15 protein-coding genes are annotated in these 13,948 nt (G+C 42.4%); 12 read left to right on the plus strand and 3 right to left on the minus strand.

Features of this window, described 5'->3' with window-relative positions:
• The first annotated feature begins 5 nt into the window (after positions 1-5).
• From JU57_RS04680 to JU57_RS04715, 8 genes are all read left to right on the plus strand, one after another.
• Positions 6-2,864, plus strand: coding sequence for a formate dehydrogenase subunit alpha (locus tag JU57_RS04680; protein ID WP_294875904.1), 2,859 nt, complete (start codon positions 6-8; stop codon positions 2,862-2,864).
• A 9-nt stretch (positions 2,865-2,873) separates the two neighbouring features.
• Entirely contained in the window at positions 2,874-3,476 is a 603-nt protein-coding gene (gene fdh3B / locus JU57_RS04685; RefSeq protein ID WP_037957562.1) for a formate dehydrogenase FDH3 subunit beta, read from the plus strand.
• Positions 3,477-3,487: 11 nt separating this feature from the next.
• Positions 3,488-4,387, plus strand: coding sequence for a formate dehydrogenase subunit gamma (locus tag JU57_RS04690; RefSeq protein ID WP_037957563.1), 900 nt, complete (start codon positions 3,488-3,490; stop codon positions 4,385-4,387).
• Between the two features lie 188 nt (positions 4,388-4,575).
• Positions 4,576-5,364, plus strand: a complete 789-nt coding sequence (gene fdhD / locus JU57_RS04695; protein ID WP_037957576.1) for a formate dehydrogenase accessory sulfurtransferase FdhD — start codon at positions 4,576-4,578, stop codon at positions 5,362-5,364.
• 3 nt (positions 5,365-5,367) lie between these two features.
• Entirely contained in the window at positions 5,368-6,105 is a 738-nt protein-coding gene (locus tag JU57_RS04700) for a winged helix-turn-helix domain-containing protein (protein WP_037957586.1), read from the plus strand.
• A gap of 202 nt (positions 6,106-6,307) precedes the next feature.
• Positions 6,308-7,258, plus strand: a complete 951-nt coding sequence (gene wtpA, locus JU57_RS04705; protein WP_037957588.1) for a tungstate ABC transporter substrate-binding protein WtpA — start codon at positions 6,308-6,310, stop codon at positions 7,256-7,258.
• Positions 7,255-8,238, plus strand: a complete 984-nt coding sequence (locus tag JU57_RS04710; RefSeq protein ID WP_037957591.1) for an ATP-binding cassette domain-containing protein — start codon at positions 7,255-7,257, stop codon at positions 8,236-8,238. The genes wtpA and JU57_RS04710 overlap by 4 nt, the downstream gene beginning before the upstream one ends.
• On the plus strand, positions 8,235-9,002 hold the full coding sequence (locus JU57_RS04715) for an ABC transporter permease (protein WP_037957593.1): 768 nt from the start codon (positions 8,235-8,237) through the stop codon (positions 9,000-9,002). Before JU57_RS04710 ends, JU57_RS04715 begins: the two co-directional genes overlap by 4 nt.
• 33 nt (positions 9,003-9,035) lie before the next feature.
• Here JU57_RS04715 and tupA read toward each other — a convergent pair whose 3' ends face one another.
• Positions 9,036-9,875, minus strand: coding sequence for a tungstate ABC transporter substrate-binding protein TupA (gene tupA, locus JU57_RS04720; protein WP_037957609.1), 840 nt, complete (start codon positions 9,873-9,875; stop codon positions 9,036-9,038).
• A gap of 85 nt (positions 9,876-9,960) precedes the next feature.
• Between tupA and tupB the strand changes: the two genes are divergently transcribed.
• Positions 9,961-10,662 carry a tungstate ABC transporter permease TupB gene (gene tupB, locus JU57_RS04725; protein WP_037957612.1) on the plus strand — a complete coding sequence of 234 codons (702 nt, stop codon included), beginning with the start codon at positions 9,961-9,963 and terminating at the stop codon, positions 10,660-10,662.
• Positions 10,659-11,687, plus strand: coding sequence for an ABC transporter ATP-binding protein (locus JU57_RS13670; RefSeq protein WP_051906596.1), 1,029 nt, complete (start codon positions 10,659-10,661; stop codon positions 11,685-11,687). The genes tupB and JU57_RS13670 overlap by 4 nt, the downstream gene beginning before the upstream one ends.
• A 3-nt stretch (positions 11,688-11,690) precedes the next feature.
• Here JU57_RS13670 and JU57_RS04735 read toward each other — a convergent pair whose 3' ends face one another.
• Together JU57_RS04735 and JU57_RS04740 are read right to left on the minus strand one after the other, a co-directional pair.
• Positions 11,691-12,227 (minus strand): hypothetical protein, encoded by a 537-nt coding sequence (locus JU57_RS04735; RefSeq protein WP_037957614.1) that lies wholly within the window; start codon positions 12,225-12,227, stop codon positions 11,691-11,693.
• Positions 12,220-13,266: an AAA family ATPase gene (locus JU57_RS04740; protein ID WP_037957620.1), complete on the minus strand. Its 1,047-nt coding sequence runs from the start codon at positions 13,264-13,266 to the stop codon at positions 12,220-12,222. The genes JU57_RS04735 and JU57_RS04740 overlap by 8 nt, the downstream gene beginning before the upstream one ends.
• An 85-nt stretch (positions 13,267-13,351) precedes the next feature.
• Between JU57_RS04740 and JU57_RS04745 the strand changes: the two genes are divergently transcribed.
• A complete protein-coding gene (locus tag JU57_RS04745) occupies positions 13,352-13,600 on the plus strand; it encodes a hypothetical protein (protein WP_037957623.1) in 249 nt (82 codons plus the stop codon).
• A complete protein-coding gene (locus JU57_RS04750) occupies positions 13,581-13,943 on the plus strand; it encodes a type II toxin-antitoxin system PemK/MazF family toxin (RefSeq protein ID WP_051906598.1) in 363 nt (120 codons plus the stop codon). Before JU57_RS04745 ends, JU57_RS04750 begins: the two co-directional genes overlap by 20 nt.
• The last annotated feature ends 5 nt before the right edge of the window (positions 13,944-13,948 follow it).

Genomic DNA, 13,948 nt, shown 5'->3' on the forward strand with positions numbered 1-13,948 from the left:
ACGTTATGGAAAAAACAACAGAACGTGCTTTAAGTACGACTGTAGGTCGTAGATCGTTCCTCAAAATGGCAGCCGTTGCAAGCGTATTTGGCGCTACTTCGGGTTTTGCTGGTGAGAATGTGACACGAGCCGCAACAGAGGAAGAGGTGAAAAACCCATTTCCTGGAAGCAAAAAAGTTAAGACGATCTGTACATCATGCTCTGTTGGATGTGGTGTGATCGCCGAGGTTCAAAACGGTGTATGGGTTCGTCAAGAAGTTGCTCAAGACCACCCAATCAGCCTTGGCGGACACTGCTGTAAAGGTGCAGATATGATCGATATGGTCAGATCTGAAGTACGCCTCAAATACCCAATGGTTAAAGAAAATGGTCAGTGGAAACGTTTAAGTTGGGACGATGCGCTTAACCGCATTGCTAACAAATTGGCAGAGCTTAAGAAAAAAGATGGCCCTGATGCCGTTCAGTTCTTAGGATCAGCCAAAATGAGTAATGAGCAAGCCTACTATTTTAGAAAGTTTGCAGCATTCTTTGGTACCAATAACACAGATCATCAAGCGAGAATCTGACACTCTTCCACAGTCGCCGGTGTGGCGAATACATTTGGATACGGTGCTATGACAAACTCCCTTGGAGATATTCAGAAGTCAAAGTCTATTATTATTTTTGGCGCAAATCCAGCGGTAAACCATCCAGTTGGTTTCCAACATTTCTTAAAAGCAAAAGAGAGAAATAACTCTCAATTAATCGTTATTGATCCTCGTTTTACGAAAACGGCTGCTAAAGCAGATATTTTTGCTCAAATTCGCCCAGGAACTGACATTCCTTTTATGTATGGAATGCTCCATATTATCTTCAAAAATGGTTGGGAAGATAAAGAGTATATTGATGCACGCGTTTTTGGTATGGATAAAATCAGAGAGGAAGCTGCCAAATGGACACCTGAATTGGTTGCCGATGTTACAGGCGTTCCTGCTGAAAAATTGATTCAAATTACAACGTTATATTCAAAAAATCGTCCGGGTACACTCATCTGGGCTATGGGTCTGACCCAGCACAGCATTGGTACCTCTAATACACGCCTTGCTCCGATTCTTCAACTTGCTCTTGGCAACATGGGAAAAGCGGGTGGTGGTACAAACATTCTAAGAGGTCACGACAACGTTCAAGGTGCGACCGATATGGGCTGTTTAGCAGACTCACTTCCAGGCTACTATGGACTAGCAGCAGGCTCTTGGAAATACTTTGCAAAACAGTGGGGTGTAGAGTATGACTACATCGTTTCTCAGTTTAAAGATGCTTCTTGGATGGAGAAAAATGGTTTCTCACTAGCACGTTGGTGGGCAGGTGTTGCAGGCGTTAAAAGCGATGATAAAATCGAAAATGCAGGCACAACCCTCAAAGCACTCATTGTTATGGGAAATGGTATCACCTCTGTTGCGCAACAAGCGAAAATCAAAGAGGGTCTTGATAATTTAGAGATGATCGTTTTGGCAGATCCATTCGTCAACGAAGCGGCGATCTTGACCGATAAAAAAGACAACGTCTTCATTCTTCCAGCAGCAACGCAGTTTGAGACCAGTGGTTTGGTTGTTGCAACGAATAGAAGTGCGCAATGGCGTTACAAAGTCGTCGAGCCTCTTTATGAGAGCAAAGCCGATCAAGACATCATGTTTGAGCTTGCAAAGCGTTTAGGTTTTTATGAGCAATATACCAAAGGTATGTTGATGCAAGAGACCAAAGATGGTAAGTTAGAGATGATTCCTGAGAAGAAAACATTTACATGGCCCGAAGATGCGACCAATGAAATTGCACGTATCATCAAAACCATCGGTTTAACCGGTTGGACAGCGGAACGTGTTAAAAAACATACCGACAACTGGCATATGTTTGATGAAGTAACCGGTGCGGGAATGGGACCAATGAAAGGCGAATATTACGGACTTCCATGGCCTTGTTGGACGAAAACACACGGCGGTTCTCCAAACCTTTACGATACCAGCATTACTGTTGCTGAGGGTGGTATGGGCTTTAGAAATAACTTTGGTTTGGAAAAAGACGGTGTCAATCTCTTGGCTGAAAAAGGCTCTTTCCCTAAAGGCTCAAAAATTGAGACGGGTTATCCTGAGATCACCAAAGAGAACATCGAAAAAGTGCTTGGTATTACATTGACCGAGGAAGAAAAAGCGGCATGTGGTGCAAACTGGAAAGTCGATAACAGCAATATCTTGGTTCAAAAATGCCTCGAAGCGGGCGTTTGTCCTTATGGTAACGCGAAAGCCAGAGCGATTGTTTGGAACTTCCCAGATCATATCCCTATGCACCGTGAGCCATTGCACTCACCACGAACCGATTTGGCACAAAAATATCCAGCGTATCCGGATAAAGCAAACCACTTCCGTGTTATGACGAAGTATATCTCTGTTCAAAGTGCTGCTGATTATGCGAAAGATTTCCCTATCAACATGGTCACAGGTCGTTTAGTTACCATGAATGGTGCAGGTATCGAAAATAGAGCGTCGAAGTACATTGCAGCCTTAACTCCTGAGATGTTCTGTGACATTCACCCTGATTTAGCGCTTAAACATGGCATTCGAAACGGTGGAATGATGTGGGTACACTCACCTGAAGGGACTAAAATCAAAGTGAAAGCGAAGTACTCTCAGAGTGTTCTTCCTGATATGGTCTTTATGCCATTCCACTTTGCAGGATATTTTCAAGGAACAGATAGAACAGGGAATTTCCCAGCAGGAACGAAGCCTTATGCAAGCGGTGAGAGTGTCAATACCGTTACAAACTATGGTTACGACATCATTACGCAAATTCCTGAAACTAAAGGCGGTCTATGCCGCATCGAAAAAGCGTAGGGGGAGCAGATGGATTACGCAAGAATGAAATTTTACTGCGATGAGAGCAGATGTATAGAGTGTGATGGCTGTAGCGTAGCATGTGCCGAAGCCCATGAGCTTCCTGTTGGTATCAGCAGACGAAAAGTCGTGACGATCAATGAAGGTATTCCAGGCAAAGAGATGAGTACATCCATTGCATGTATGCACTGTACCGATGCCCCATGTGAGCAAGTATGCCCCGTGGATTGTTTCTATATCAGAGAAGACGGTATCGTCTTACATGATAAAGAGAAATGTATCGGTTGTGGCTACTGCTTGTACGCATGCCCATTTGGTGCTCCTCAGTTCCCAAGAGATGGCGCCTTTGGTGCCAAAGGGGCGATGGATAAATGTACCATGTGTGCCGGTGGACCACTTGAGACGAACTCCGAAAAAGAGCGACATCTCTATGGTCAAAACCGTATCGCTGAGGGAAAAGTACCGGTGTGCGCAGCGATGTGTTCAACCAAAGCACTTCTAGTAGGTGACGCAGAATCAGTCTCTAACGTTTACAGAGCGCGTGTAATGGCTCGTGGTGGAAAAGGCTCAAACTCTCCTTACGGATGGGATAAGGCATATAAAAACCAATGAAAGGAGCAGCAATGAAAAAGTCTATTATCCTGTTCATTGCACTCCTTGGTCTGGCATCAGTGGCATACGCCGCTGATAGCCAAATCTGGGGTGAGATGCGCATCCAAAATATCCTAGGATACGGACAAGAAGAGTCATGGAAATTAGGACCCTTGTTCACCATGCTACAGCACAAATACTTTGCATGGATCTTCCTAGGCGTGTTAATCGGAGTACCTGCAGCCTTCTTTATCCATTATAAGATTATAGGGCCTAAAGTGTTTCCTCACAGTGAAAAGAAATACTACGCCTTTAGTCTCTATAACCGTATTATTCACCAAGTAGCCGCAGTGAGCTTCTTGGTCATTATCCCCACAGGATTCATCATCGTCTTTGGTGACTTCTTTGGAGGTGGAACCTTTGTAAGAATGGCAAAAAACCTTCATGGTATCTTTACCATTCCCTTTACCATCGTCGTCATTCCTATGGCACTCATGTGGCTTAAAGAAGCCCTCTTTAATATGGATGATGTCAAATGGTTTATGATTCTAGGTGGTTATTTATCCAAAGAGAAAAAACCAATCTTGGCAGGGAAGTTTAATGCCGGTCAAAAGATGTGGTACTGGGTCGCCATACTGGGAGGAATCACCATGATCTTAAGTGGTGCTATGATGTACTTCCTAGACTTTAAAATGGAGATGTTGCATAACCTTGCAGGTATGAGTCAAATCGACCTCTTAAGAGCTGCCGCAATCCTTCATAATGTGATGGGCTTTATAGTCTTAGCTCTTTTTATTACCCATGTCTATATGTCTATGTTTGCTATTAAAGGAGCTGTGCATAGCATTATCACAGGGTATATTGAAGAAGAGGAACTAAAAATCCTTCACAGCACATGGTATAAGAAGCTTAAGGATCAGGGTAAGTTTTAATGTTACACGCTTTCCAAGCCAAGCTTGAAAAGCTACGTTAGACACTTCTCACTAAAGCTTGCCTCCTAGGAGGCAGAAATTGTTTTACATGTAAGCTTTACATGTAAAGAGCAAGAGCGTAAAATCTCTTGCTCTTTCTTTATTTTTTAGTGGTACAATATGCGTTAAAAGCACGTTAAGGGGAAGGTATGGAGCCAGTTTATTCAACCAAGATTACGAAGGTTAAAGGCAAAGAGATGTTTGAGCGAGAGGATACACTCGTTCGTGAAATCAAGCTAGAAATGTATGTCAATGGCGAAAAAATAGGCGCTGTTATGGCAACCCCTGTCGATCAAGAAGCCTTGGCGATTGGGTATTTGATGAGCGAAAATATCATCGAAAAATTCAGCGATGTCATTTCACTCAAACTTCTCAATGATGGTATGCAAGTCCACATCGAAGCCAAAGTCAATGAGGCTAGCATCAAAAAACTGAATGCTGAGGGTGTGGTTATCAGCGGTTGTGGCAAGAGTATGACGGCAAACATCGACCCTGAAGCGATTGAAGCCAAAGTCATCAAAAGTAATTTTAGCATTCGCGCGGAGCTTCTCAGCAGAGAGATGAGCCAGTTTTACACCGAGTGCCCGTTGTATGAACAGACAGGCTGTGTGCATACGGCGAAACTCTTTACCGATGCGCATACCTACTTTATTGGCGAGGACATCGCGCAGCACAATACGATTGATAAAGTCGTTGGCAAAGCGCAGATGGCAGGCATTGATGTCAGCAACGCCTTTTTGATGGTAAGTGGCAGGCTCTCTTCGGAGATGGTCGCCAAAGCGGTTATGCACCAGATCCCCATTCTTGCATCGCGTACGGCTTCAACCTGTTTGGGCTTGATGATCGCTGAGAAATTTGGACTCACGCTCATCGGGTTTGTGCGTGGGGACACGATGAATATCTATCGCCATCCAAGGCGAATCGTCGTAGAGGAGTAGACCATGTCTGAGATGGAAGCGTTGATCAAACACTATTTGAATGAACAAGGCAAACTAAACTGCACCGATGGCTTTAAAATTGCGGCAAAGCTGAAATGCTCGACACTTGAAGTGGGTGCGTACGCCAAAGCGATGGACATTCGCATCGACGCCTGTGAACTGGGGCAGTTTGGAAAATTGGAAGGTGGCATCTACGATGTTGAGGCAGAAAACCGCCTCAAACCGCTTTTGGATGAGAAAAACCGCGTTACATGTAAAGCAGCGCGTGCTGCCGCTGCTGGCATTGGGCTTAAAAAAATCCGTGGAACACTCAAAGAGAAAAACTACGATGTCACCTTTTGTGAGCTGGGCTGTTTTAAAGAGAAATTACGCCCTCGCTTGTATGTAAAAACCAAAACATGGATCGAAAATTCGGAAGGTGAACTGCTTTTTGGTAAGGGTAAAACCGAGATTTTAGAGTTGATCGAGCAGGAAGGCTCTATCTCTAAAGCGTCTGAAAAAATCGGGATGAACTACAAAAAAGCGTGGACACACATTAAGATTTTACAACGTAACATCAATGACACGATGGTGCAAACCAGACAAGGTGGCGGTGAAGATGCAGGAACGACATTGACTCCAGTTGCCCTTGAATATATGGAAAACTATCGAAAGTTACAAGCCGACATTGAAAACTATGCGAATGAGCGTTTCAAAGAGCTGTTTTTAAAACCTCGCAATCAAAAAGAGTTTAAAGAATAGACCTTACATGTAACGATGCAACATCTTTACATGTAAACCATTCCTCCTCGCACGATGCTTTGTGACGAAGCTATTTTGGTGCTATACATATTGTGTAAGATTGCTTGGTTAAACGGTTTGAAAAAAGGTCTTGGTGGACGGGTGCCATGAAGCCATTTGCATAAAAATATGCAAAAAATACATAGCTTAAAAAGGAGTTTTTATGAATAAAGTGTTCTTACTCAGTGCTCTAGCGGCATCGTTTTTGTTGGCAAAAGAGCCTATTTTAGTCTTGCATGCAGGAAGTTTATCTGTTCCCTTTGCGGAGATTGAAAAAGTGTTTGAAGAAAAATACCCACAGTACGATGTGCAACGGGAGCCAAGCGGAAGTATCGCCGCAGCGCGCAAAGTGACTGATCTTGGACGAGCCGCTGATGTGATGGGCAGTGCGGATTACCAAGTGATTGACAGCATGCTTATCCCCAATCATGCCAAATTTAACGCCCAATTTGCGACCAATGAAATGGTCTTAGCCTATACGGATAAATCCAAATTTGCCAAAGAAATCAACGAAAAAAATTGGACGGATATTTTTTTAAAAGAGGGCGTGGTGGTAGGACACTCCAATCCTAACCTCGATCCATGCGGTTATCGAGCGTTGCTTGTAACGATGCTCGCAGAGAAATACTACGTGAAGCCCGATCTGTATAAAAATATTTTTAATTACGGCGACCATTACGAAGTGGGCGAAGAAAACCCTAAAAAAGTGATTGTTAGACCCAAAGAGACGGATCTTTTAGGGCTTTTAGAAGCAGGGCAGTATGATTATTTGTTCATCTACAAATCCGTAGCCGATCAGCACAAGCTCAAATACATCACCCTTCCAGAAGCCATTTCACTCAAAAGTGCGAAATACGACAATGTCTACTCCGAGGTGTCGTTTAACATTGATGGCAAGAAACCAGGCGTGGTTGAAAAACAGATCGGTGCTCCGATGGTGTATGGAATCACGCTCTTTGAAGACGCCAAATCGCCTGTCAATAAAGCAGGTGCGATTGCTTTTGTGAACTTTGTGCTCTCGCCTGAAGGTCAAGCGATTATGAAGAAAAACGGACAAGATGCCCTCAATCCTCCTCTTATCACAGGAGATGCTTCCATCTTAGGTCGCAAATGAGTTTTCTCTCGTTACAAGCCCTTACATGTAACGTAGGGGCGTTTCATCTCCAAGACATTAGTTTTGATGTGGGCGAGGGCGAATACTTTGTTATTTTGGGACACAGTGGTGCGGGCAAAACGCTTATTTTAGAGTCGATTGCAGGGCTTCATAGCGTGGGTGGAAAGATTTTTTTCAATCAAGAAGCGATGACAAAAAAGCCACCCGAACACCGTGAAGTGGGCTTTGTGTATCAAGATTTTGCTTTGTTTCCTAACTTGAGCGTGAAAGAAAATATCCTCTTTGCTGGGCGTTATAAAACCATCGAAAAAGCGAAAGAGCTGTTAGAGGATTTGGTGCAATTTTTAGGGTTAGAGAAGATTCTCGACCGAGGGGTGGAAAATCTCTCTGGCGGTGAAAAACAGCGTGTCGCTATCGCGCGTGCCATTTACGGACGTCCTAAAATCCTTCTGTTGGATGAGCCTTTAAGCGCCATTGATCCGACCTTTCGCAATGCCATCATGAAATTTCTCAAAGAGATTCACAGGCGTTACGGTTTGACAACGTTACATGTAACGCATAATTTTCGTGAAGCTTCGTATTTAGCTGATCGTATTGCCATCGTGATGGACGGACGTGTGCAGCAAGTGGGCAGTACCAACGAGGTGCTTTCGCATCCTGCAAACCTCAAAATAGCGGAATTTTTGGGCTTTAAAAATATTTTGCCGTGCTGTTTGATTGACGAAGAGGCGCACACACTTTTTTCCATCGACCCTAATGATATTTTGGTCTCCAAAGAGCGTGATTTGGTATGTGATTTTGTTTTTGAGGGAACATTGGACGAGTGCATGGGCATTGTGGATCACTTTAAACTTTTTATCACGGTAGGAGAGCATCAGTTTTTTGTGAAAAGCTTAAAGCGAGAACATGAAAGCTGTTCCATCGATAGAGGTGAGAAAATCGTCATTGGATTTTGGAGAAAGGATGTGTGTTACTTATGAGACATTGGTTTACGACACTGTTAGTGTTTTTGGCTTTGGTGATCCTTCTTTTTTTAACCGTGCCTTTGTTTAAAATGCTTGTGGGCAATGATGTTGCGACGCTCGTTAAAACTTTAAATGAATCCGATGTTAGCGCTTCGGTTATTTTAACGATGAAGGTGTCATTTTTTGCGACTCTGTTTGCCCTTTTTACCGGACTTCCTTTGGCGTATCTTATCGCAAGACACGCATTTTTTGGACGCTCTTTTGTGGAAACGTTGATCGATATTCCGATTATGATTCCTCACACCGCTGCGGGCATTGCGCTTTTAGTTGCCTTTGGGCATGGCTCAATGGGAGGCTTTTTTGATGCACTGGGCATTCGTTTCATCGGTACGGAAGCGGGCATTATGATCGCTATGATGTTTCTTTCTGCCACGTTTCTCATCAACGGAGCCAAAGAGGGTTTTAAAAAAGTGGACATCAAGCTTGAAAAAGTGGCACGAACCTTAGGTGCTAGTCCTTTGAAAGTCTTTTTTGCCATCTCTATTCCTAACGCTAAAAAAGACATCGTTAATGGCTGTTTGATGATGTGGGGACGAGGTTTAGGCGAGTTTGGTGCAGTCGTGATTTTAGTCTACCATCCGATGACAGCGCCTGTGCTTATTTATGATCGTTTCACCAGTTTTGGACTTAGTTACTCAGCGCCCGTGGCTGCTGTGATGATTATTCTCTCCATCATGGTGTTTTTAACCGTAAGATTTATCAACAATCGATTGAGGTAAAAAAGGACTGCCTTATTTAAGGCAGTCTTGCTCTTAGTTTCTAGCGCGTGTTTTGAAGTCTGGATAGAAGAGTTGTTTATCCAAGAGTTTAAAGTTGGCGATTTCGGTTTGGATTTTATCGGTGGTGATCCATTCGATGAATTGTAATGCACCTTTATAGTCGGTGTTTGCACATCGTTGTGGATTGACCGCGATGACAGAGTAGAAGTTTTTAAGTGCGTCAGCACCTTCATAGACGATAACCAATGGTGGGTTGCCTTTATGGTTTGCTTCGTATTTGATGTAGGTTCCGCGATCCGCTAGCGTGACACCTTTTTGCTCCGCAGCAATATTGATCGTAGCGATCATACCTTGACCCGCTTCAAGGTACCATGGTTGTTTTTCAGGTGTATGTCCTAAAGCGCTTTTCCAGACACCTTTTTCTTTATCGTGTGTTCCTGATTTGTCACCACGGCTGACGAATTTAATCTGTTCTGTTTCAATGATTTTAAACGCTTCAGCGAGGTTTTTACCTGCAAATTTTGCTTTCATGTCAGGTGTACCGAGAAGCACAAAGTCGTTGTACATCACAGGAGTTCGCTCAACACCAAAGCCTTTTTCCATATAGGTTTTCTCTGACGATGGAGAGTGCACAAAAAGGACACTGACATCGCAGTTTTCGCCGAGTTTGAGCGCATTGCCCGTTCCAACAGCGACCCATTTAAGATCTACGCCTGTGTCGGCTTTGTATTTGGGAACTAAGACATCTAAAAGACCGGTGTCACCGGTACTGGTGGTGGTTGCCATCTTAAGATCAGCTGCGCAAAGCAGTGAACTTAAGGCAAGAAGGGAAAAGAGCACTTTACCTTTTAAGCGGTTCTTTACTGAAAACATTGAATAATCCTCCGAATATGTTTTTTTAGCATGTCTTAGTGTAGCGTATCTTTTTTTAAATTATATGTAAAAGAGGGAATGATTTTTGAATTTTATTGTATCGGGTTTAAAAGAGGCTTTTGGGTTGTTGATTCATCTTGATCCTGAAACCATATCTGCTATTGAAGTGACGCTAAAAAGTTCATCACTCTCCATTATTTTTAGCATTGTTATCGGACTTCCTTTAGGCTTTTGCTTGGGCTTTTTTCATTTTCCAGGTCGAAAATTTTTAAAACTTCTCTCTGACACACTGCTTGCCATTCCCACCGTGGTCGTTGGACTTATTGTCTATGCGTTTATCTCTAACCGCGGTCCTTTTGGAAGCTACGAATTGCTTTACACGCTTTCTGGCATTGTGATTGGTCAAACGCTTTTAGCGCTTCCCATCATCATCTCATTGAGTGCCACCGCCGTTGAAGGAATGGAAAAAAAGCTTTACCTCACACTCGCTTCCTTTGGGCTCACCCCTTTGCAGATGATCCAAAGTGTGGTGTGGGAACTGCGCCATGCTTTGATTGCTGTGGGTGTTGCGGCGTATGGTCGCGTGATCGCCGAAGTGGGTATTGCGATGATGATCGGTGGAAACATCAAGTGGTTTACGCGCACCATCACCACGGCGATCTCCTTGGAGACCAATAAAGGTGAATTTGCGATGGGCATCGCCCTTGGATTGGTGCTCATTAGCATCGCTTTTTTACTCAATTTTATACTCTTCTTTTTGAAAAAACGTGCGAGGATCATCGTATGATGTATGAACTAAACCGTTTACGCACCTTGTATGGTGAAAAACCTGTGTTAGACATTGCTTCCCTCAACGTTGAAGAAGGTGAAATTTTAGGGCTTGTGGGTTCCAATGGTAGTGGTAAAAGCACACTTCTAAGACACCTCGCTTTTTTGGAAGCAGCACAAAGTGGCACACTGCGTTACCGTGGTTTTGATGCGCACACGATTCCTTTACATGTAAAGCGTGAAATTGGCATTTTACTGCCAGAGCCGTATTTGCTCAAGCGCACCGTGCGGGAAAATCTTCTCTTTGGACTCAAAATCAGAGGCACGCTCGAAGAGGCTCAAAGTCGTATGAATGAGGCGTTAGAACTGGTTGGGCTTTTGCCCAAAAAGTTTCTGCACCGCGCATGGCATGAACTCTCCAGTGGGGAGACTCAACGCGTAGCACTCGCATCCCGACTCGTACTTCGCCCTCAAATGCTTCTGCTCGATGAGCCCACCAACAGTCTTGATTACAGCGGTGTTCCGCAATTTACCGACGCCATTTTGCACGCGAACCGTGAATGGGGCACGACCATCGTCATCGCCAGTCACGATCTTTTATGGCTGAGTGAAATCGCCACGCGCAAAGTCGGGCTTCACTTTGGACGTTTGATGGACTTTTCAACAACCAATCTCATCGTCGGCAAATGGCGCGAAAGTGGCGATGAGCGCTTTTTTGACTTCGATGAAACCCAAAGCATGTCACTTCCAAAAAGCTACCGCATCGGCGAAAAACGAGGCGTGGCGATCAACCCACGCGACATCTCCATCGCCATCGAACCCTTTACATGTAAAGACGATACCGTCTGTTTAAAAGGGGTCATCCGTGACGTGTTACATGTCACCAAAACCAATGAAATTTCCCTTAAAATCATCATTGGAAATCATGTATTAGAGTGTGTAGAAAGCTTTAAATACTTCGAGCGCTACCACTTCTACCCATCGCAAAATGTGTATGTTAGTTTTGCCAAATCAGCGATTAAAGTGCCATCCAAAGAGGCGTGATGATCAACATAGTAAAGATTGTTGTGTCTTTTTTTGAAATTGTTTTGTAAAAAATGTGACATTATTGGTAAAAACTTCTTTGATAACTTGTTTCTCTTTGTACTGTTCTAAATCAAATTGTATAGCACCTTTTGCTATGCCACATTTATATCTATCTCTAGGTTCTGTACAATGTTTATAGCATACACAATAGATAAAATTGTAATCGTTCTTTTGTATATTTTGAGCACTTAATAATTCTTCTAATGCTCGCTTGCCAGCTTCTAATTTTCCTTTTACATCATCATTTTCGATAGAAGCAGGTTTGAGATTTTTAAATTCAATGCAATAGATATTGTTATCATGAATGTAAAGTGCATCAAACGACTTTGGTCTGTCATTGGAATTAGGGTAATTTGTTTCAATGATCTTATCAAAGTTGATAACTTCTTGACTTTCATCGTTGCATAATGAAACATTGTTTGCATCGTCAAAACTTGTTATTTTAAAAGTACTTTTAAACGAAGAATATTCTCGAATGAATGAACCAATATCAGCCATGTAGTAAGTTCTCGCTATCCATTTCATCAAACATATCGAAAGGCTCAGACAATTTTTTAAAAATTTCTGCGAGTGTTTGACTGTTGCTTTCATTCATTTGTTTAATTTTCCCCTCTTGAGCAAGATAAAAATTTGAATCAATTTTTTCTAATTCACTGTATCTTTGCAAAGCTTCTACCATATAAGGGCTATGAGAATTTACCAAAACTGTTACTCCATTTTTTACTAAACGGACAATGATGCGAGCCATAGCAAGTTGCCATTTTGGATGTAAGTGAACTTCTGGCTCATCTAAAATAAGACACATTTTTCGACTGATAAAACGATTTTCATTTAGAAGTTGAAGGAGTCCAAAGGATTTAATACCAAAAGCTGTATTTGCCATTTCTATTTTGAGTGGTGCTTTTGCAGGTAAGTATTTGTAAAAAAAGAATTTTCCACTTTCTAGCTTGAATTCTCCACTCATAATCTCTTGAATTTCTTCTTGAATTTTTATTTGTTTTTTAACGAGAGGATAAGGATTTGGTTTAGAAATTTTGTCAAATAAATCCCAGATAATGTAGGGGTATTTTATATCAAAGTCAAGTTCATAATCAAATTTTTGTCTTTCTTTCATCTTTCCAATGCTATTAAAAAAATCAACCATATCAAAAACGATTGGAGATTGAACAATAGTTGCGTCAAAAAAACGATTACCTTCATCGTTCCCTCTTGTAAATATTTTTACAAAGTTTTTCCCCATAATGTCAGCACTAGCTATCTCTTTTTGCGCATTATCCAGCAACTTGATGTTTGCTATTGTGCCTTCTTGAGTAACATTGGCATCAAAAACTAAATTAAGTCTTATTGCTAAAATTTCTTTTGCTCTTTGTTGTGAAGCTTTAGTTTTTGCAACGATATTATCAGATTTAATAAGGGCAAATAATGCTTTTCCTAGAGTACTCTTCCCCGTATCATTTTCGCCAGCTACAACAGTAAGTCCGTTTATTTTAATATTGGCTTCTTCTATCGCACCAACATTTTTGAGTTGAAGCTCCATTTTTTTACCTTTTATTTCAGATATTGTTTATTATAACATATAAAATATTATGCTAGAATACTCCAAAAATATACGGAGGATTTATATGGTAAATTCAAGCACCGAAAAAATAACCTTCAATATGCCAGTCGAGCTCAAAGAGAAAGTGATGCAACTCAAAGATGAGCTGAAAGTTTCGCTTTCAACCATTTACAATGATGCGGTGAAAAACTACATTCAGCAAAAAGAGCGTGAGCGGTGGCAAAAAGGGGCGGAGTTGGCTTTGGGTAATGCAACGTATTTGGACACGGCAAGCGATGTGGGAGGAGAGCTGTATGACTATTCTTCAAAGTGAGATATGGATGGTGGAGTTTTACCCCAAAGTGGGCAGTGAGATTGCCAAACTTTGCCCTGCTGTCGTGGTCAGCTCCAACGAGATCGGTAGACTTCCGCTTAAAACGATTGTGCCCATTACCGAGTGGTCAGCGCAGTATGCGCATTATCCATGGATGGTAAAACTTGAAGTTAGCACGCAAAATGGGCTTTCTAAAACGTCTGCGGTGGACTGTTTTCAGATCAAAAACTTTTCGCATGAACGTTTTAGTGAAAAACTAGGCGTAGTGGATGCTGTGACGCTGGAGCTTTTACATACGACCATTGCTCAAACACTGAACCCTTTGTATGGCTTAAAACGTTAGATAGG

The organism is Sulfurospirillum sp. SCADC, assembly GCF_000743525.1.
Classification (GTDB): Bacteria; Campylobacterota; Campylobacteria; order Campylobacterales; family Sulfurospirillaceae; genus Sulfurospirillum.